Source organism: Armatimonadota bacterium (genome assembly GCA_016869025.1).
GTDB lineage: Bacteria > Sysuimicrobiota > Sysuimicrobiia > Sysuimicrobiales > Humicultoraceae > VGFA01.
On the sequence record VGFA01000019.1, the window covers coordinates 1 to 19,578 of the forward strand.

Consider the following 19,578-nt stretch of genomic DNA (forward strand, 5'->3'; position numbering starts at 1 on the left):
ATCGCTGAGGGCGTCGCCCATCCTCTTCTAGCTCCTTCCACCCCCCGTGATCGCCTCTGAGGTCAAGCTCTTTCCCCTTACCCACGTGCCAGCAGGCACGCCATGGGTTCCAATGTCTGAACTGCAGGTCACGGCAGGTAGGGTTGACAACCGGCGGATGCCAACTATAATATGGGTTGGCCTGGACACAAGGAGCTGATTGGGTGAGGAAGCCGAGCGAATAACCGCATACGGCATCCCCGATGAGCGTCCCGGAGGGGAACTGGCTCAGCCCCTCCTTTTTGTGCCCTGTCCCGAGCCCTGCCGCCGGACTGCGGAGGCAGTGATCGGAAAGAACGCCTCAATGTTCCTGTCGGCGGCCCCGGCAGGATCCGTCACGCGAGCGGTGACGGGGCGAACCTTGACAACCGAAGATGGACGAAGACATCCCGACCCGCGGGGGAACGCAGCCCGGCGGGAAGGTGATGTGTTACCAGGCTCTATACAGCTGCTCCTAGGGCGGGTTACAAGCTACTAAGGGCACACGGTGGATGCCTTGGCGCCAAGGGCCGAAGAAGGACGCTGCTGGCGGCGAAAGGGTCGGGTAGGTGCTAAGCAACCTTCGATCCGACCATCTCCGAATGGGGCAACCCCGCGCGGGTCATGCCGCGCGATCCCGCGCTGAATCCATAGGTGCGGGAAGGCCAGCCGGGGAACTGAAACATCTAAGTACCCGGAGGAAGAGAAATCAATCGAGATTCCCCGAGTAGTGGCGAGCGAAAGGGGAAGAGCCCAAACTCCGGATGCGCGATAGCTTGCGGGCGTTGTATCCGGGGGGTTGTAGGGCACCGCCGGGCCGGACCGCAATCCGGCCGGGAAGTTACCAATCGCCATCCTAGTCGAACGGCCCTGGAAAGGCCGGCCACAGCGGGTGATAGCCCCGTAGACGAAAGGGTGGCGGCTTCCTCGGCGGTGTTCCTGAGTACCACGGGACACGAGGAACCCCGTGGGAACCCGGGAGGACCACCTCCCAAGGCTAAACACCCTTGGCGACCGATAGCGCACGAGTACCGTGAGGGAAAGGTGAAAAGAACCCCGGGAGGGGAGTGAAACAGAACCTGAAACCGTGTGCCTACAAACAGTCGAAGGGCTATGCTGGGTCTTCGGACCCGGAATGCCTGACGGCCTGCCTATTGAAGAATGAGCCGGCGAGTTGCGGCGTGTGGCGAGCTTAAGGGAGCGTATCCTGGAGGCGCAGGGAAACCGAGTCTGAATAGGGCGCCGTTCCCGGATGGGAACCCGACGCGAGTCGGGAGTCACATGTTGCAGACCCGAAACCGGGTGAGCTACCCATGACCAGGGTGAAGCGCGGCTAATCCCGCGTGGAGGCCCGAACCCTTTGGTGTTGAAAAACCATGGGATGAGTTGTGGGTAGGGGTGAAATGCCAATCGAACCCGGAGATAGCTGGTTCTCCCCGAAATGCATTTAGGTGCAGCCCCGATGCAGCACGGCGGTGGTAGAGCACTGAATGGGCTAGGGCGGGAAAACCCGTGCCGAACCCAATCAAACTCCGAATGCCGCCATGTGGTCGTCGGGAGTGAGACGGCGGGGGATAAGCTTCGTCGTCGAGAGGGAAACAACCCAGACCGCCAGCTAAGGTCCCAAAGTGATGGCTAAGTGGGAAAGGAAGTGGCATCGCTAAGACAGCCAGGAGGTTGGCTCAGAAGCAGCCATCCTTCAAAGAGTGCGTAATAGCTCACTGGTCGAGTGGTGCTGCGCCGAAAATCCAACGGGGCTCAAGCCATCCACCGAAGCTGCGGATCCAGCGCAAGGTTTCGTCCTGCGCAGGGTGGTAGGGGAGCGTTCCGCGACAGGTTGAAGGCAGACCGGAAGGACTGCTGGACGAGGCGGAAGTGCGAATGCCGGCATGAGTAGCGAAAAGGCAGGTGAGAATCCTGCCCGCCGTAAGGCCAAGGTTTCTTACGGAAGGTTCGTCCGCGTAAGGTTAGGCGGGACCTAAGGCGAGGCCGAAAGGCGTAGCCGATGGACAGCCGGTTGACATTCCGGCCCCGCCGTGAATCCGTTACGAGCCAGGGGGGGACGCAGGAGGGTAGGCCTACCGGGGGATGGTCGTCCCGGGCTAACCGTGTAGGCGGAGGCGCCAGGCAAATCCGGTGCCTCATTCAACGCCGAGACGCGAATGCGAGCTCAAGGGCAACCGCGAGCGAAGTGGCCGAGCCCACGCTGCCAAGAAAAGCCTCATGGCCAGGGTTCACGGTGCCCGTACCGTAAACCGACACAGGTGGCCGGGCACGTAGAGTGCCAAGGCGCGCGAGATAACCCTCGTCAAGGAACTCGGCAAATTGACCCCGTAACTTCGGAATAAGGGGTGCCTCAGACGGTGACCGGCCTGCGCCGGAAGCCTGATGAGGCCGCAGTTAATTGGCTCAGCCGACTGTTTAGCAAAAACACATGTCTCTGCTAAGCCGCAAGGCGACGTATAGGGGCTGACGCCTGCCCAGTGCCGGAAGGTTAAGGGGACGGGTTAGTGCGGGTTCGCCCGTGCAAAGCCCAGAACCGAAGCCCCGGTGAACGGCGGCCGTAACTATAGGCTGGACCGCTGTAGTTACGATACCAAAATCCGGCTATATGCTGGGAACCCTGTGAATCCGTCTGGACTCGCCGGTCGCTCTGGCCGGCAGTGACACACAGGCGGTGCAGGCTATCAGCAGGAAAGATCGCAACGCTCGTTGCGATTTCCTCAGAGGCCATACGCCGGACGCGAGCGCCGCCTGGCTGCTTGCGATGATATGGTCCGAACTGTGCGGCGACGCGCAGAGTGGGTAGCCAATCCCACCGCCCAACAACGGGTCGCAACAAGACGAACGGTCCTAAGGTTCATAGCGAGCCTCGCCGGCGGGCGACCGCCGGTTGTAATCCGGCCATATGCTGGGAAGTCTGAGAATCCCACGCTACCTCAGGGGATGCAAATCGGCGGAGTCCCTGCCGATGAAATGCTGAGGTGAGAACGCGATGGGTGCAGATGATCAGCAGGAAAGGCCGTCGGCTCGAGCTCGAAGGGAAGAGGGAGCACTCGACGTAGCTGGGATCCCCGTCAGTACCGGTTGGTATCTGGCTGGATTCACAGACGGCGAGGGGAGTTTCAACGTTTCCTTCCGACCCCGTACCGACTACAGCTTCCCGTGGAAGATCTCGCTGTGCTTCAATATCTCCCAGCGCGACCCAACGGTGCTCAGGCTCTTTCAGGGAACCCTGGGTACCGGAACGCTGAGACAGCGGAGCGACGGAGGCAAACGACGGTACGTGGAAGCGGAGATCCTTCGAAGACTCGAGTTGGCGGCTTCCTCAGAGACTGCACGCCGGACCCTCTGACGCAGAGGAGAAGATACAGTCCGTACTCCTGGGCGACCAGGAGAGGTCGGCAGAAATGCCGGCCCGCCTGATGAAGATCAGGTCAGTAGGCTGAACTGGCCGAAAGTAACAGACTAGAGCGAAGTTCCTTGTCGGGTAAGTTCCGACCTGCACGAATGGCGTAACGAGCTGAGCGCTGTCTCGACGAGGGACTCGGCGAAGTTGTGAGACCCGTGAAGACACGGGTTACCCGCAGCTGGACGGAAAGACCCCGTGGAGCTTTACTGTAACTTGCCATTGGACTTGCTCTTACCATGTAGAGGATAGGTGGGAGGCACAGAAGCGGGGGCGCTAGCCTCCGCGGAGCCAACCTTGGAATACCACCCTTGGCAAGATTAAGTTCTAACCGGCACCCTGATCGGGTGTCGAGACATTGGCAGGTGGGCAGTTTGACTGGGGCGGTCGCCTCCCAAACGGTAACGGAGGCGCCCAAAGGTCCCCTCAGCACGGATGGAAACCGTGCGTTGAGTGCAAGGGCATAAGGGGGCTTGACTGTAAGGCTGACAAGCCGAGCAGAGGCGAAAGCCGGGCCTAGTGATCCTACGCTGGCAAGTGGAAGCGGCGTGGCTTAACGGATAAAAGCTACCCCGGGGATAACAGGCTAATCTCTCCCAAGAGTCCACATCGACGGAGAGCTTTGGCACCTCGATGTCGGCTCATCGCATCCTGGGGCTGCAGTAGGTCCCAAGGGTTGGGCTGTTCGCCCATTAAAGCGGTACGTGAGCTGGGTTCAGAACGTCGTGAGACAGTAAGTGACCGCTGCTGTCTATAAATCTGGCTAATTGCTGGGAAGCCTGGGAATCCCACGCTACCTCCGAAAACCGACGGTCAAGTGCCGATGGGTTTGGCGAGGTGACAATGCGATGGGTGCAGGTGATCAGCAGGGAAGGCCGGATGAGCAGATCGGCCACTATGTAGCAGGTTTCGTTGACGGAGAAGGTAGCTTCCACGTGGCGGTGCAACGTAACACCACCACACGGCTGAAGTGGCAGGTGGTTCCTGAGTTCCACGTCTCGCAGAACGATCACAATCAGCACGTGTTGGCGCTGATCCGGGACGTCTTGGGCTGTGGATACCTCAAGCCGAATCATGCCGGAAGTCTCCGTGATAGGACCTGTGTACTGGTGGTGCGGAATCACACCGACCTGGTTGGGAAGGTGATACCGTTCTTCCGACGGTATCCCCTCCGGACGACGAAGCGAGCCGATTTCGATCGGTTCGCGACGATCGTCGCGATGATCGATGATGGCAGGCACCGCGATCTCTTTGGGCTACGCGAGATCGTGACGTTGGCCTACTCGATGAACCGAGGCGGAGTGGGGCGGCGAAGGCCGCTGGAAGAGATCCTTGCTCATCTGGAACCCTCAGAGACTATACGCCAGACGCCCGAACGGGGCGAAGATATAGTCCGAGCTTCTGGGCGACCAGAAGAGGCAGGCAGAGATGCCCTGTCCCCTCCAGATCCTGGAGGAGTAACAATACTGTCGGTCCCTATCCACTGTGGGCGCAGGTGACTTGAGGGGAGTTGCTCCTAGTACGAGAGGACCGGAGTGAACGGACCTCTGGTGTACCGGTTGTCCTGCCAAGGGCATGTGCCGGGTATCTATGTCCGGACGGGATAAGCGCTGAAAGCATCTAAGTGCGAAACCCACCCCAAGATTAGGTCACCCACCGGGTAACCGGGTAAGTCCCCTGGGAGACTACCAGGTTGATAGGCCGCAGGTGCAAAGCCGAGAGGCTCAGCCTAGCGGTACTAATAGGACGAGGGCTTGTTCCTGCTCTGGGAGTAGCTGTATGGAGCCTGTTTCAATGTTGTGACCGGTCTGGGGGCCGTTGATCGAAGGCCCATGTGTGCAGTAGTCCGACTCTCAGACCTGGTCAGGCAGTGTTTCCCGCAGCCGCGGGCCGCGCTGGCGGCGGGACGTAGCGAATTCCCGGTGGTGATGCCGGAGGGGCCACACCCGTTCCCATACCGAACACGGTCGTAAAGCCCTCCAGGGCCGATGGTACTGCGCTGGCGACGGCGCGGGAGAGTAGGTCGCCGCCGGGAGTAGTGCAGAGGGGAGGCGAGAGCCTCCCCTCGATGCTTCTTGGGTGACGAACTGGCCCTGCGGGCAGGGGCCTGCCCGGCTTCCTAGTTCCTCCAGACCCTACTGAACACGCGAAGCGCGTTCCCTCCGAGGATCTTGTGGATCTGCTCCACGTTGTAGCCGCGCCGCAGCAGCCCAATGGTCAGGTTTGGGAGCCGGGAAAGGACCCGCTCCGCGGTGGCCTCGCCAAGGAGTTCAGGCCAGAAGTTGACCCCGACCACGCCGCCCCGGCCGGCGATGGCTCGGAGTTGCTCATCGGTCAGGTTGCGGGGATGTGGTCGGAGCGCAGCCGCATTGGAATGGGAAGCAAGGAGCGGGCCTCGGGTCGTTCGCATCGCGTCCCAGAACGCGGCCTCAATCTTCCCGACCGTTGTGGCAGGTCCTATCTGCAGGGCGTTGGCTGTCAGAGCGTCGTGCAATGCTCGGATCAGCTCCCAGGCCCGGGCTGGCCCCTGGCCCGGCGCGGTGTAGGCCGCGAACACCTGCACTCTGCCCCCGCCCTCGCGCAGGCGCGGCAGGTCAACGTGGCCTGGCGCAGAGCGCTCCGCCAGGGTTCGCCTGCGGGCGTGGAGGTCGAGCAGGGTGTCGCAGTGCAGATCAACGATGGTCGCCGTCCTGTGCACGTCCGGCTGCTGGCTCCCCACCTGCCCGACAGCCGACCCCGTGGGCCATGTGGACGGCAAGCCAAAGACGATCAGACCGCAGGCGAGCAGGGCGACCTTCATCGTTCTCACGGCTCATCCCCCCAGGGAAGGGTTTGTGAGGCGCTACGGCGAGAACGACCGGGTGATGATGATCGTGCCGAAGGGCGCGGAGGTGCTTCGCCTCAGCACCTCCTGATCGTCCACCAGTACCCTGACGACGAGTTCGCCCTCTGCCGCGGTCTTGGTGAACGTTGCGGCCAGGCCCACCCGCGTCTTCAGCACGAACTGCGCCGGCACGGTCCCTTGCGCGGATGTGCTCTGCGCGGGCGTGCGGTAGGAGGCCTCAAACGCCAGGCCTGGAGTGCCCTCCACCAGCAGCACCACTGTCCTCTCGGCGAAGGCCCCAGGACGCACCTCGGGCCGCGGCGCCACCAACAGGCAGCCGCCGCTCACCAGGGCGAGGACCAGCAGAGACGGTACGCGCAACACTGCCATGGAGGTCTATGCCATGGGGCCTGTGCCATGAGGCCCATGCCATGGAGGCCCGGGCCCATAGGGCCTAGGCGGGCTCCTGCTCGCGTGCGAACATAAAGACGGAGTAATCCAGATTCTGCGCGGCCACGCCCATCTGCCTCAGCATGGACATCACCTGCGATCGGTGGTGCGCCTCGTGCAGGATGAGCTGCGCGCCTACCCCTGCCCGGGTCGTGGTGATGCGGACCGCCGGGCTGCCGGGTCCCTGTGGATAGATGCGGTATGCCACGGGCTCATCCCATGAGGTGACCCCTGCCAGGGCAGCGCGAGTCCCCTCGGCCATGGTGGACCAGGCAGTCTCGAGTTCGGAAAACGACCGGATCTTCTCCGGGGTGTAGGGGCTGTCGGTCGCGGCCACCTGCTGGCCCTGCAGGCGGTGGGAGTAGGCCCACTCGGCGCCGGCGGTGTGGAGCAACGTGGCATGGATGGTCTTAAGGCCGTACGGGAACTCGCGTTCGTACTGCTCCTTCGACAGCGGCCGAATCCAGTCAAAGAGCCGGCGGCGGGCCTGCACGAGGTACTCGTACATCATCTGAGGTTGCATGCGCGTCAACCCTCCCGGATGGTATACATATCGTATGGCTGGACTGTTCTTGACTCACGCGGGCATGCCCTGCCAGAGGCGGATCAACGCCGCGATGCTTGCGCTCGTCACGATCTGGGGGCTCAACTTCCCGATTGTGAAGGGCGCGTTTGCCGAACTGCCACCGTTCGCCTTCAACGGGCTGAGGTTCGCCGGCGCCGCGGTGTTGCTACTCGTCGTTCTCCGCCGCCTGGAAGGACCGCAACACATCCCGCCCTCGGACCTCCCCGGGCTCGCGCTGTTGGGTCTGCTGGGACACGCGGGCTACCAGACGCTGTTCATGGCCGGTCTCGCCCGCACAACCGCGGGCCACTCATCGTTGATCCTGGCGCTGGTGCCGCTGTTCGTGGGCGTGCTTGGTGTCGCAGTCGGCCTTGAACGGCCGTCGCTTCGCATGTGGGCAGGTCTCGTCATCGCCTTTGTCGGCGTGTTCGCGCTCATTGCCGGCCGAGGCGGCCTTCCTACCGAGGGCGGTTCCGTCGTGGGCGACCTGCTCACTCTCTGCGCATCGCTGTGTTGGGCCGCGTACACGGTGCTGTCCCGGCCCTTCTTGCGGAAGATGTCGGCCCTCCGACTTACCACGGTGACGCTCGTCCTGGGCCTGCCGGTCATCCTTGCCTCCGCGATTCCGGGCCTTCTCAGGGTGGACTGGCCGGCCGTTGGCCTGCGCTCGTGGGCCGCTCTGTCCTTCTCGGCGGTCTTTGCTGTGGTGGTCAGCTACGTGATCTGGTACACCTCGGTGCAGGCGTTTGGCAGCGCGCGCACCGCGGCGTTCTCCTACTTGATTCCGGTTGTGGCGCTGATCTCGGCGTGGGTGCTGCTGGGGGAGCCGCTGGGTGCGCTGCAGATTCTGGGGGGAAGCGTGGTGCTGTTTGGTGTGTGGCTCGCAAGGAGGGAGGTAGTTGCAGATGGGCGCAGGTGATCTGGCCGCGGGAATCGCGGCGATCGAGCGGGCACGCCAGGCGGTGATCGAGGACGCGGTAGCGATATGTGAGGTGCCCGCGCCCACCTTCGACGAGGGCGAGCGTGCCGCGCTTGTGCGCCGCCTCGGCGCCGGATTGGGTCTCGGGGCGGCATCTGTGGACGATGTGGGCAACGTCATCTGGGAGTTGCCCGGTGACCATGCGCTGGCCACCGTCGTGTTGAGCGCGCACCTGGACACGGTCTTCGGCATGGAGATCCGGCCGCGCGTGGAGCGCCGCGGCAGCGTCCTTGTTGCCCCTGGCATCGGCGACAACAGCCTGGGGGTTGCGGCGCTGCTGCACCTGGCCGATGCCCTGCGGCGGGAACTGACCCATCGAGGCACATTGGTGGCCGCGGCCAACGTGTGCGAGGAGGGCCTGGGGAATCTGCGAGGGATGCGCGCGTTGTGGGACCGCTACGGCTCGCGCGCCGGGATCTGGGTTGTGCTGGAGGGAGGGACCTTCAACACGGTGGAGGTAGCGGGGATCGGTTCACGGCGCCACCGCATCACCGTACGCGGGCCCGGCGGCCATTCCTGGCACGATTTCGGGCAACCCAGCGCGATCCACGGCCTGGCCCGCTTCATCGCAGGCCTGTCGGAGATCGAACTTCCATCAGGCGATCGGACGACCTACAACGTGGGCGTGATCTCCGGCGGGACCTCTGTGAACACCATAGCGGCCGAGGCTTTCTGCCTGCTCGACCTGAGGTCGGAGGGCCAGCAATCCCTGGCACAGATCGAGTCCAAGGTGCGCGTGCTCGCGGATGCCGCTGCCGCCTCCGCCGGGATCTCCCTCGATTTCGAGCTCGTGGGCGACCGGGCCGGCGGGCGGCTCCCCGCAGACCACTGGCTGATTCGACTTGTGGAGTCCGGTGCCGGTGCCACGGGCGTGGAGGTCCGGTGGCAGGCGGGTAGCACGGACGCCAACGTGCCGCTCAGTCACGGGGCGCCAGCCGTCTGCCTTGGGATCGGCCAGGGACGGAACCTCCACACGGTGCAGGAGGAGGTGGACACCGCCTCGGTCGGGCCGGCGCTCGAGATGGCATACCGCGTCATCGCCGCGTCGCTGCAGAGGAAGACTAGGGTTAGAACACCAGGGGCATGAACGATGTAGTGTCCTTGCGATCTCAGAGCTTGTCTATCCTTCCACCCCCGGGGGCTCCCAGATGACCATGGATTCCCTTCTGCGCGCTGTCGTGGAGCGACGGGCGTCGGATCTCCACATCAAGGCCGGTACCCCTCCGACGCTGCGCATTGACGGCAGATTGGAGCCTGCCCATGACGGGCGCCTCTCGCCGGAGACGGTCCGGGAGCTCATTGCCGAGATCCTCACGCCCGCGCAGCTCGAGGAGTTCCACCGGCAGCTGGAGCTGGACCTGGCCTACAGCCTGCCCGGCGTCTCGCGCTTCCGCGTGAACATCTACATGCAGCGGGGCAACATCGGGGCCGCGATCAGGACGATCCCGGCCGTGGTGCCGACCGTTGAGCAGTTGGGACTCCCCAAGATCCTAACGCACCTCGCCTCGCTGCCGCGGGGGCTCGTACTCGTCACGGGGCCAACCGGGAGCGGCAAGTCCACCACGCTGGCGGCGATGGTCAATCACATCAATCACACTCGGTCTTGTCACATCGTGACCGTGGAGGATCCGATAGAGTATCTACACCACGACGATAAGTGCCTGATCACCCAGCGCGAGGTCGGGGCCGACACGCACTCGTTCTCTGAAGCCCTTCGCCACGTGCTCCGCCAGGATCCCGACGTGATCCTAATAGGCGAGATGAGGGACCACGAGACGATCTCCACCGCGATCACCGCGGCCGAGACCGGTCACCTAGTCCTGGCAACGCTGCATACTGTCAACGCCCCGCAGACGGTGGACAGGATTGTGGACGTCTTCCCACCGCATCAGCAGCCACAGGTTCGGATGCAGCTATCGGTGGCAGTCGAGGGCGTGCTCTCGCAAACGTTGCTTCCGCGCCGCGAGGGGAACGGTCGCATCGCGGCGGTGGAGGTCATGGTGGGAACCTCGGCGATTCGCAACCTCATACGCGAGGGCAAGACCCACCAGATCCCTTCAACCATCCAGTCGGGCAGCAAGGACGGCATGCAGACACTCAACCAGGCCCTGCGGCACCTCGTGAAGCAGCATCTCGTCAAGTATGAGGTTGCCATGTCCCATTCGAGCAACCCGCAGGAACTGGCTCAGCTCTGCGGCCGGGATGGTCTGGCGGCCGCCGCATACTGACGCCCGGCAGCCTGTAGCCGCCGTACAGCTGGGGTGTTGACGGTTCCCTCCTGGCTGCTACAATACGGGGGTGCCACGCCGAGGTGACCGAAGTGATCAAGCCCCCCCTAGAAGAACTGCTTGAGCATGTTGAGAGCAAGTACAGTCTTGTCATCATCGCGGCGAAGCGCGCCCGCCAGTTGAAGGACAACGTTCTGCCGCTGGTGGATGTGGACAGCGCAAACCCGGTCAGCATCGCCCTCGAGGAGATCGCCACCGGCCGGGTGCGGGCGGACGCCCCTCACTCCCTGGACCGCTAGCCCTGTCGCGACAAGGGAACTCCCGGCTCCGGCCCGCCGTATCTCAATGCGACGGGAGGAGGGCTCCCCATGTACGGACTGATCGCCGCGTGCCTGCTGCTCCTGGCGCTGGTCGGCGGCGCAGCGCCGCCGCGCGCAGAGCGGACCGCCGGGGATCTGAGGGTTGAGTTGACCATCGGAAGCGCGGCCTACGCGCCCGGCGCCACCGTACAGGTGACCCTGCGGGTCACGAATCTCGCGGCGCTGCCCGCGGTGCTGACCGCTTCCAGCGCGCAGGAGTACGACTTCTTCGCCCGGCAGCGCAGTGCGCTGATCTGGCAGTGGTCGCACGATAGGGCATTCGCCCAGGTAGTCCGCGAGATGACGCTGGCTCCCGGCCAGACGCGCACCTATACCGCCTCGTGGGACCAGCGCGATCTTCAGGGGCGCCGCGTGGAGGCCGGGGCCTACGAGGTCTCCGCGGTCTTCCTGGGCGCGCAGCGCCAAGGCCCGGCAAGCGTTGAGGTGGGACCGGTCCGGATCACGATAGGTCCGTAGTCCGTCACCGGCGGTGAGCGGCAGGCAGGAGTGCCGCTCGACCGGGCTGAAGTCAGAAACCCGCGACCCGCGTGAGCGGGCGCGGGCTCCGATGCGAATCGCCGACAGGTACATCGCGAGGGAACTCCTTCCCCCGTTCCTTCTGGGGGTAGGAGGGTTCTTCGTTGTTCTGGTTGGTGATGTTCTCTATACGCTTGCCGACTACATAGTCGCGGGAACTGCTACGCCCGATGTCATCGTGCGGTTACTCGGCTACAAGCTGCCCGCGATCATGGTGATTACGTTCCCTGTCTCGACCCTCTTTGGGACGCTCCTGGGATTGGGACGCCTAGCAAGGGACCACGAGCTCCAGGCCATGCGGCTGATGGGCACCAGCCTGGTGCGGGCGTTCGCGCCCGTGATGGCGTTTGGGGCGCTGATCATGGGGCTTACTTTCCTGACGAACGAGGTCGTCTCGCCCTGGGCCAACCACAGGGCAAACAATCTGATCAGGGCGACGCTCTTCGGCGCGGCCTTCCCTCAGGTGCGCGAGCAGGTGTTCCTGCGGGGCCCCGGCAACCGGTTCCTCTATGTCCACCAGGTGGACCAGGACGCGGGGGTGCTGCGCAACGTTATGATCTACGAGGCAGAGGGGCCTCTGCCCCGTCTCATCACCGCGCGGGAAGCCACATGGTCCGCTAAGACCTGGATGCTTCATCATGGCGTGGCGCGGGAGGTGGGCCCCGACGGGTTCACGGCGTATGAGGCCGGGTTTGCGTCCATGGAGATCAACGTGGGGCTCGACGCCGGGGCGTTCCTGACCGGTCAGCGTACGCCGGAGGAGATGACGTTCCGTGAGTTGAGGGTTCAGTCGGGGATGTTCAAATCCGGGCTCTCGCCTCGGGTGGCGGTGGAGTTCCATCGCAAGCTGGCCGTCCCAGCCGCCAGCGTGATATTCGCCCTGGTGGCGGCACCGCTCAGTTTGCAGGCGGCCCGGGGCGGACGGTTCGTCGGGGTGGGGCTGTGCATCGCGCTGCTCTTCACCTACTATTCGGTCATGTCCATCGCGCGCGCGTTCGGGTCCTCCGGCGCTCTCTCACCGTTCCTGTCGGCGTGGGCGCCCAACCTGCTGTTCCTGGCCGCGGGGGGCCTGCTCATCGCCAGGGAAGAAGGCTGGTTCCGGATGCTCTTGGCGCCGCGCCGCGGGTGGGCTGCGGGAGTGCGGCCGTGAACGCACGCCGGGTGACAGTCCTGGCCTCCATCGTTGCCGCGGCGGCTGCGGGCGCCGCGGTATGGCTGGCCCACTCACCCGGCCCGGCGGCCGTTGAGCCAGCACAGCAGGCAGCGGTGCGCATGACTGGGGCGCATCTCGTGTTGCGCCAGCAGGGGGAGAAGCAGGCGGAGATCACGGCCGCTCGCGTTGAGGTCAGCGGCGACCAGCGTACCACCACCTTCACCGGGCGACCCAGCGCTGTTATCCACGTGAACGGCGTTCCTGTTTTGACCGCCACCGGAGGCCGTATCGTGCTCGATCGTCGCGACGGCTCGATGCGCATCAAGGGCGGCCTGCGCATCACAACCGTGCGGGGCGAGACCCTGTCCGCGCCGGACGCGGCGTGGAATCCCTCAACGCAGGTGGTCGAGCTGACCGGCGGTGTCACGGCGTCGGCGGCCCGCCTGCCCACAGCCCTTTTATCCACGGCCGGCCCGTCTTCGAGCCCGAAGCCCCGCTCCGATATCCCAGGACGGCTGCGGGCCGAGCGCGTCCGGTACGATGCACGCGCTCAGGTTGTGGTCGCCTCGGGCAACGTCGTGCTGATCCTGGGAGAGGTCGAAATCCGCTCCGACGTACTGCGGCTGGAACAGGTGCCCCAGGTAGTTACCGCCGAGGGCCGGGTGAGCGTGCAGCGGCGGGACCAGCGGCTTACAGCACCCGCCGTGCGCTACGAGATGCGCACTGAGACCGCCGAGGCATCAGGCGGCGTGGTACTCGTTCAGAAAGACATGACGATGAGAGCACCTCAGATGCGATTTGACCTTAGGGGAGAGGTCACGATCGCCTCCGGGGGCGTGGAGGCATCGCACGGCGGCACCACGATGAACGCCGCGTCGCTGCGGCACGAAGCCAAAACCGGTGAGGTAGTGGCCGAGGGTGGCGTGACGCTGACACAACCGGGGGGCCGGGTGACCGGGGTCCGGATGCAGGCCAACCTGCTGACCAGGCGCGCGGACGTGCGCGAGGAGGCCACCCTGATCCGCTCCGACATAGCCGTTAGCGCCGCGCGCATCGTCTTTCGTTGGGACGTCAACGAGGCCGAGGCCGAGCACGGAGTCGTTGTCCGCCAGAGCGACCGGACGGTCTGGGCCGACCGGATGACCTACTCGGAGCCCGCCGACCGGGCGGTACTGACCGGTCGAGTGGTTGTCGAGCAGCCGAGCGGCGAAGGGCTGGTGACACTCACCTGCAACCGGATGGTGATGACGCTGCGGAACAAGGACATCACCGCCGAGGGCCAGGTGACCGTGGTCCAGAAAGACCGGCGGGCGACCGGGGACCGGGGGACCTACACCGACGCAACGCGGATACTCGTGGTTACCGGGAACGTGCGTCTTCAGGACGCGGACGGAACCCGTCTGAGGGCCGACCGGGCGGTCATCTCTCTGGCCGACGAGACATTCGAGGCAGAAGGGAACGTGGAGACCGAGTTCGTCATCCGTCCCAGCCCGACCAGGAGACCGTGAATCACGCCCGCGTGCGCCACCGGCCATCCCACCGGCCGCCCAACCCGGCATCCCATCGGGTTCGCAGTTCCCTGGTCCTGATTGCCCTTGCCCTGGCAGCAGGCGCGGTTTCCGTGCCTCCGGCCATGGCGCAGGCGGAGATCCCGGTTACGCTGCGGGCTAAGACGTTTCAGTACAACCGCATCACGCGCGTGCTGGTCGCCGCCGGCGACGTGATGGTTACGTATCAGGACATCACTATCAATGCCGACCGCCTGCGCGCCGATCTTGGGACAAACGACGTGCGCGCTGAGGGGCGGGTCCGGCTGGATGTGGGCAGGCAGAGCATCCGGGGCGACTCCCTCGACTACAACCTTGTAGCGCGCCGCGGCCGAGTGACGCGGGCGGCGGCGGCGTACTCAGGGCCCATGGTTCTGGGCACAGTGTTCATTCGAGCCGAGACCATGGAGGGCGCGCTCGACTCGTTTTTCTCCGCACGTGTCTCTTCATGTACAACCTGCGAGGGCCCGAATCCAGTCGTCAATCTTACCGCGGGCGAGTTGACCGTGCACCTGAACGACAAGATCGTGGGCCGCAGGGTGACGGTGTGGATCGCGGGACGCAAAGTCTTCACCTGGCCCTCTTTCGTGATCTTCATCCGTGAGCAACGGGCCAGCCGGCTGCTCCCGGTTGTGGGTTACTCCGAGACAGAGGGGTACTTCCTGAAGACCTTCTACTCGTACGCCCTCAACGAGAACCACTACGGTTACCTGCGGCTCGACCTGATGGACCGGCTTGGTGTCGGGTACGGGGTCGAGCATGCCTACCGTCTGCGCCGGGGCAGCGGCGTGGCATTCCTCTATCGCCTTGAGAACAAGCAGACCGGGGGTGCGGACTCGCGCATCGTCCTCAGCCACCAGCAGCAGATGGGCGACGTTACCGCGCGGTTGTTTGCGGATCACGTCACTGCCACCATGCCCGGTGCACCGGTTGAGCTTTTCGCAGTCGTGGATGCCTACCACCGCGGACCGCGTTCACACTCGATGCTCTACCAGAGCTACTCCGGGCGCGACTGGCCCGGATTCTGGTCCCGCACCTACTCGGGCCGCGCTGTTCACTCCCTGCAGATGAGCGATGCGCTGTCCGCGGAGCTGGTCGCCGATTTCTCGCGCGCCGCGTCCTCGTCGGGAACCGACGACGAGCTGTTTCCCCGCCTCGTCCTACGGTACCGCGGCGCCGGCTACAGCGCGTCACTGGTTGCCGAAGGGCGCGTTGACCTGGACGGCGACGCGTTCCCAGGCGATGTCCGGTACACCGCCGAGCGCCTGCCGGAGCTGACCGTAGTGGGCGACCCGCGGCTGCTGGCCGGGACGCGTCTCGTCTACCAGTTGCAGGCCGGACTGGGGCGCTTCCGCGAAACGCTCCTCTCGGGAACCACTGATGCGCTGCGCACCGACGCGGCGGTGACCGTGGGCGGGCCTCTGCTCGTCTCTGACCGCGGCTACCTCAACCTGCGGGCTCAGGCGCGTGGATCGCACTACTCCAACGGCGATGCGCGGGCGTTCGTCTCGGGCCGGCTCGACTATACCCACCAGATCAACCCGTCCTTGACAGGCCAACTCGGCCTCACCTATCAGGATCAGGCCGGGCAGTCGCCGTTTGCGTTCGACCGGCTGTCCGGGCGCATGGCACAGGCCGATGCCACGCTGACCTACAGACAGCCGGGCCTGATCGCTACTGCCACTACCTCCTATGATGGGATCGCAGGCCGCATGGCGCCGGTAGTGGCACAGGTGCAATACGCGCCGCGGCCGGGATGGACCGCCGCGGCTGCCGCGGCCTATGATCCTTCGCTGGGAGGGCTCTCACGGGCGGAGCTCGCCTTTGACGTGACGTTGAGCCCCCACTGGCAGGCGGCCTACTACGGGTTCTATGATGGGACCACCGGCCGCTTCTACCACGACCGGCTGACGATCACGCGGATCTGGGACGACTGCCTGGCCGCGGCGATTACCTATCGCGGCGTCGCAGGGGAGATCTGGTTCGAGACATGGCTGACCGCGCTTCCCTGGGTCAGGGGACGCGTGGGGGTAAGCGGCCAGGGCACGATTCTGTTTGACCAGCCGTGGCTGTGGCCCAGGCAGTGAGATCCCAGGCCGTGGCCCCCAGGCATGCCGCGGTACACGGAGGTGAGGCAGGATGAGGCGGCTTCGAGTTCTATCGGCAGCGGCGCTGGTGACGGCGCTGATCGTGGCACCGATGATGCCCGCGGGAGCTCAGACCGGCCAGCAACTCGCGATCACCATGAACGTCGCCGGCACGCTCCAGGATCGCGGTGGTGCCTACTACATAGCGTTCACGGTCAGCGACTCGCTCCTGCTGGGCCCGCAGCCGGACAGCACTAACTGGACGCACTACGCCGTGTACCGCGACGGCCGGTTCTTCTTCGGAACAGTGCCCCAGACCACGGTTCCGCCGTTTGGGTTCAACGTGATCCGCCCTCCGGCGCCGTTCTTGGGCGGGACCGTGCTGCCCGACGGACGCGCGCTTCAGGTAGTGGTGTCCCTGACCGACCTGCGCGTCGGGCCGGCCCTACCGACGCGGGTCATGGTGAACTTCGTAACGACGGACGGGTCGAACAGGCCGCTCGATGCGCTGGGGCCGGGTGCCACCGATCGGTTCGGATTCGTGACCGTGGATCTGCGGCGCGACCTTTACGTGACCGCGCGCGACCCCCGCGGGGACTGCCCCGACCCAAACTTTGACATCCTCGGCGGCGAGATCCGAATCGTGACGCCCTGAACAAGCCGAGAAGCTGAGGCGGCGGCGTTCTCTGGGCGGCGCCGCTTCCAATGCGGCCTGACGGCTGCCGTTGGGCATAGTAGAATACGAGAGTTGTGCTTCGACTTCCCTCTGGAGGTGCAGATTGATCCTTCGCCGTGCCAGTCTTCTTGTAGTCGCTGTGCTTGTCACCGCCGCGTGCGGTGGCGGTGTGACCGGGGTAACACCACCGCCGCCCGGGACTACGGGTACCGTGACCGGGACCGTGAGCGTGGCGCCCACCGGAGCCGGTGCGCCCTCTGTCGCCGTGCCGGCGCTGCCGCTGCGGACCAGGATCGACCGGCCCGTGTACGTGCCCAACCAGCTCATGGTGAAGTTCAGGCCGGGCGTCGCGGCCGCGGCCGCAACCGGCCTGCACGCCCAGGCCGGCGGGGCGGTTCTGCGGACCATCGAACGGCTGGACGTGCAGGTTGTGCGCCTGGGGCCGGGAGTTGAGGCCGCTTCGGCCATGGCCGCCTACCGAGCTTCCGGCCTGGTTGAGTATGTTGAGCAGGATGCCTACGCCTACACGGCGGTGACGCCCACCGATCCCATGTACACCTCCCAGTGGCACTACCCGCAGATCCAACTGCCTGCCGCCTGGGACGTGACCACCGGCGGTCCGGTAATCGTGGCGGTTCTCGATACCGGCATTCGAACCGATCACCCAGATATCACCACGGCCGTGACCGTCACGGGGTACGACTTCGTCAGTCACCTAACGAACGGCGATGGGGACGGCCGAGATTCGGATCCGACCGATCCGGGATGCCCTGATGTCAACCCCGCGGACACGAGCCACGGAACCCACGTGTCCGGCACGGTGGCGGCGCGGACGAACAACGGGACCGGCGTAGCCGGGGTCAACTGGGGCGGGGTCTCCGGCACGAAGATCATGGCACTGCGGGTGTTGGGCCAGATGATGCCGCCCGACGGCTCCAGCTCCTGTGGATCGGGTTACTTCTCTGACATCGCCGCCGCGATTATCTACGCGGCCGACCGCGGGGCCAAGGTTATCAACATGAGCCTCGGGGCTCCTATCCTCTCGGATACGACCGTAGACAACGCCATCACCTACGCACGGAATCTCGGCGTGACCCTGGTGGCCGCCGCAGGGAACAACAACTGCGGCGCGGTTATCTATCCTGCCCGCAACGCGAACGTGATCGCGGTCGCCGCGACTACTAACACGAACGCACGCGCGTCGTACTCGGCGTGCGGCGCGGAGATTGATGTGGCCGCGCCGGGCGGCAGCAGCGGTGCCGGCGTGCTCAGCACCACCTGGAGCATCAGCGGTGGACACGTGTACCAGAGCTGGCAGGGCACCTCGATGGCCACGCCCCACGTGGCCGGCCTGGTCGCCCTGATGATATCGCGCGGCATCACCGGGCCCGCGACCATCCAGAGCACATTGCAGAGCACGGCGACAGACCTGGGCACGCCCGGCTTCGACAACCAGTTCGGCTGGGGTCTGGTCAACGCGGCCGCTGCGGTGAGCGGCGGTGGCTCGGGCACACAGATGCGCGCTTTCTCCGGCGTGATCGTCGGCTCGACCATCACGCGGCAGAGCAATCTCGCGAACGTCGCGGCCGGCGACGCGTTCACGATCACGAACGCCCAGACCGGCACGAAGTCCGTGTTTGTCTGGCAGGACTTCAACGGCAACGCCGTTGTGGACACCGGGGACTACTACGGGAGGGTGGACGGCGTAGTCATCAATCCCGGCGCCACGACAAACGTCGGGTCTGTGCCTGTCCAGCGGTACACCGGGACGCCCATTTCCGTGGCAGGCGTACCATTGTCCGTGGCAGGCGTTCCACTATCCGCGGCAGGTCGAGGGCATCAGGGGTTAGACGGCCTATCTGGACCGGGGCGCAGGCGCGGCTAGTTAGACCTACGCTCCGCCCAGCGGCGGAGCTCGAGCTCCAAGTCAACGGCGGCGACCATCCTGGGATAGAACTCCACCAGGGTGGTCGCCGTGCGTTCGTAGTCGGTCAGTTGCGCGGAGAAGTGATCCACCAGCACCAGCCCGCGGCGGTCCACCCCCACAGGGGCTCCGGCGGGCGGCGGTTTGGAACCCTCACGCCGCGGAGAGCCGCCTGACCTTGAGCTTGTTCCTATGCCGCTCGGCCTGCGACAGATCGAACATGGCCTGCTGGTTCATCCAGCTCTCGGCGGACGCGCCGAAGGCAATGGAAAGGCGAATGGCCATCTCGGGGCTGACGCCGGCACGGCCGTTCAGGAGACTGGAGAGCGTCTTGCGGCTCACCCCAAGCGCCCGGGCAGCCTCTGTGACACTCAGGCCCAGAGGTTCCAGGCACAGCTCGCGAAGGATCGCTCCAGGATGTGGAGGGTTGTGCATCAACATCGTTTCACCTCAATGATAGTCCGCGTAGTCGACCGCCTCGGCATCTCTGTCACGGAAGACGAACGTGACTCGCCAGTTCCCACTCACCGTCACGGCCCATGTCCCCTTCCGGTTCCCCTTGAGTTCGTGCAGACCCAGACCGGGAAGGTTCATGTCCTGTGGGCTCGTGGCCGCATGCAGGCGGGCCAGTATAAGGCGGAGTCGTTCTGCATGCTTGGCTTGGATGCCCGCCTTCGTTCCCTTGAGAAAGTATCGTTCAAGCCCCCTGTGCTTGAAGCGCTTGATCACAGATCAGAGTGTAACCCATAACGCTACAGGTTACAAGCCCTGACCTACTGAGGGCCTCGGACGATCGCGCCACTCCGGAACCCCGACCACGGT

Annotated in this window: 15 protein-coding genes and 2 rRNA genes; 12 read left to right on the forward strand and 5 right to left on the reverse strand. The window is 65.0% G+C overall.

The genetic code is table 11. The features are described 5' to 3' along the window. Positions 1 to 505 precede the first annotated feature (505 nt). Positions 506 to 5,190, forward strand: a 23S ribosomal RNA gene (locus tag FJX73_09780). 155 nt (positions 5,191 to 5,345) lie between these two features. After that, positions 5,346 to 5,462, forward strand: a 5S ribosomal RNA gene (gene rrf / locus FJX73_09785). A gap of 84 nt (positions 5,463 to 5,546) precedes the next feature. On the opposite strand, the gene FJX73_09790 is transcribed toward rrf, so the two are convergent. From FJX73_09790 to FJX73_09800, 3 genes are all read right to left on the reverse strand, one after another. Then, on the reverse strand, positions 5,547 to 6,227 hold the full coding sequence (locus FJX73_09790) for a hypothetical protein (GenBank protein ID MBM3471064.1): 681 nt from the start codon (positions 6,225 to 6,227) through the stop codon (positions 5,547 to 5,549). A gap of 42 nt (positions 6,228 to 6,269) precedes the next feature. After that, positions 6,270 to 6,641, reverse strand: coding sequence for a hypothetical protein (locus FJX73_09795; GenBank protein ID MBM3471065.1), 372 nt, complete (start codon positions 6,639 to 6,641; stop codon positions 6,270 to 6,272). A gap of 64 nt (positions 6,642 to 6,705) precedes the next feature. Then, positions 6,706 to 7,224 (reverse strand): hypothetical protein, encoded by a 519-nt coding sequence (locus FJX73_09800; GenBank protein MBM3471066.1) that lies wholly within the window; start codon positions 7,222 to 7,224, stop codon positions 6,706 to 6,708. On the opposite strand from FJX73_09800, the gene FJX73_09805 reads away from it, so the two are divergent. The 10 genes from FJX73_09805 (at position 7,223) to FJX73_09850 (ending at position 18,717) form a co-directional block, all read left to right on the forward strand. After that, positions 7,223 to 8,185, forward strand: coding sequence for a DMT family transporter (locus FJX73_09805; protein MBM3471067.1), 963 nt, complete (start codon positions 7,223 to 7,225; stop codon positions 8,183 to 8,185). The genes FJX73_09800 and FJX73_09805 overlap by 2 nt on opposite strands. Continuing rightward, positions 8,172 to 9,332, forward strand: coding sequence for a M20/M25/M40 family metallo-hydrolase (locus tag FJX73_09810; GenBank protein MBM3471068.1), 1,161 nt, complete (start codon positions 8,172 to 8,174; stop codon positions 9,330 to 9,332). Before FJX73_09805 ends, FJX73_09810 begins: the two co-directional genes overlap by 14 nt. A 61-nt stretch (positions 9,333 to 9,393) precedes the next feature. Then, positions 9,394 to 10,473 carry a type IV pilus twitching motility protein PilT gene (locus tag FJX73_09815; protein ID MBM3471069.1) on the forward strand — a complete coding sequence of 360 codons (1,080 nt, stop codon included), beginning with the start codon at positions 9,394 to 9,396 and terminating at the stop codon, positions 10,471 to 10,473. Between the two features lie 92 nt (positions 10,474 to 10,565). Next, positions 10,566 to 10,772 carry a DNA-directed RNA polymerase subunit omega gene (locus FJX73_09820; GenBank protein ID MBM3471070.1) on the forward strand — a complete coding sequence of 69 codons (207 nt, stop codon included), beginning with the start codon at positions 10,566 to 10,568 and terminating at the stop codon, positions 10,770 to 10,772. A gap of 69 nt (positions 10,773 to 10,841) precedes the next feature. Beyond that, positions 10,842 to 11,309 (forward strand): hypothetical protein, encoded by a 468-nt coding sequence (locus tag FJX73_09825; protein ID MBM3471071.1) that lies wholly within the window; start codon positions 10,842 to 10,844, stop codon positions 11,307 to 11,309. 91 nt (positions 11,310 to 11,400) lie between these two features. Next, the gene (locus FJX73_09830) at positions 11,401 to 12,519 is read left to right on the forward strand and encodes a YjgP/YjgQ family permease (GenBank protein MBM3471072.1); all 1,119 of its coding nucleotides are present in this window, start codon (positions 11,401 to 11,403) and stop codon (positions 12,517 to 12,519) included. Beyond that, positions 12,516 to 14,030 carry a hypothetical protein gene (locus FJX73_09835; protein MBM3471073.1) on the forward strand — a complete coding sequence of 505 codons (1,515 nt, stop codon included), beginning with the start codon at positions 12,516 to 12,518 and terminating at the stop codon, positions 14,028 to 14,030. The genes FJX73_09830 and FJX73_09835 overlap by 4 nt, the downstream gene beginning before the upstream one ends. Further along, positions 14,027 to 16,156 carry a hypothetical protein gene (locus FJX73_09840; GenBank protein ID MBM3471074.1) on the forward strand — a complete coding sequence of 710 codons (2,130 nt, stop codon included), beginning with the start codon at positions 14,027 to 14,029 and terminating at the stop codon, positions 16,154 to 16,156. Before FJX73_09835 ends, FJX73_09840 begins: the two co-directional genes overlap by 4 nt. 52 nt (positions 16,157 to 16,208) lie before the next feature. Then, a complete protein-coding gene (locus FJX73_09845; protein ID MBM3471075.1) occupies positions 16,209 to 16,811 on the forward strand; it encodes a hypothetical protein in 603 nt (200 codons plus the stop codon). A gap of 124 nt (positions 16,812 to 16,935) precedes the next feature. Next, positions 16,936 to 18,717 (forward strand): hypothetical protein, encoded by a 1,782-nt coding sequence (locus tag FJX73_09850; protein ID MBM3471076.1) that lies wholly within the window; start codon positions 16,936 to 16,938, stop codon positions 18,715 to 18,717. A 192-nt stretch (positions 18,718 to 18,909) separates the two neighbouring features. On the opposite strand, the gene FJX73_09855 is transcribed toward FJX73_09850, so the two are convergent. Both FJX73_09855 and FJX73_09860 read right to left on the reverse strand, forming a co-directional pair. Beyond that, a complete protein-coding gene (locus FJX73_09855; protein MBM3471077.1) occupies positions 18,910 to 19,197 on the reverse strand; it encodes a HigA family addiction module antidote protein in 288 nt (95 codons plus the stop codon). Between the two features lie 9 nt (positions 19,198 to 19,206). Then, positions 19,207 to 19,485: a peptidase gene (locus tag FJX73_09860; GenBank protein ID MBM3471078.1), complete on the reverse strand. Its 279-nt coding sequence runs from the start codon at positions 19,483 to 19,485 to the stop codon at positions 19,207 to 19,209. Positions 19,486 to 19,578: the final 93 nt, after the last annotated feature.

Bases quoted from the DNA above. Each gene is read 5' to 3' on its own strand.
- FJX73_09790 (MBM3471064.1), bottom strand. From the start codon at position 6,227: ATGAAGGTCGCCCTGCTCGCCTGCGGTCTGATCGTCTTTGGCTTGCCG.
- FJX73_09795 (MBM3471065.1), bottom strand. From the start codon at position 6,641: ATGGCAGTGTTGCGCGTACCGTCTCTGCTGGTCCTCGCCCTGGTGAGC.
- FJX73_09805 (MBM3471067.1), top strand. From the start codon at position 7,223: ATGCGCGTCAACCCTCCCGGATGGTATACATATCGTATGGCTGGACTG.
- FJX73_09800 (MBM3471066.1), bottom strand. From the start codon at position 7,224: ATGCAACCTCAGATGATGTACGAGTACCTCGTGCAGGCCCGCCGCCGG.
- FJX73_09810 (MBM3471068.1), top strand. From the start codon at position 8,172: ATGGGCGCAGGTGATCTGGCCGCGGGAATCGCGGCGATCGAGCGGGCA.
- FJX73_09815 (MBM3471069.1), top strand. From the start codon at position 9,394: ATGACCATGGATTCCCTTCTGCGCGCTGTCGTGGAGCGACGGGCGTCG.
- FJX73_09825 (MBM3471071.1), top strand. From the start codon at position 10,842: ATGTACGGACTGATCGCCGCGTGCCTGCTGCTCCTGGCGCTGGTCGGC.
- FJX73_09830 (MBM3471072.1), top strand. From the start codon at position 11,401: ATGCGAATCGCCGACAGGTACATCGCGAGGGAACTCCTTCCCCCGTTC.
- FJX73_09845 (MBM3471075.1), top strand. From the start codon at position 16,209: ATGAGGCGGCTTCGAGTTCTATCGGCAGCGGCGCTGGTGACGGCGCTG.
- FJX73_09855 (MBM3471077.1), bottom strand. From the start codon at position 19,197: ATGTTGATGCACAACCCTCCACATCCTGGAGCGATCCTTCGCGAGCTG.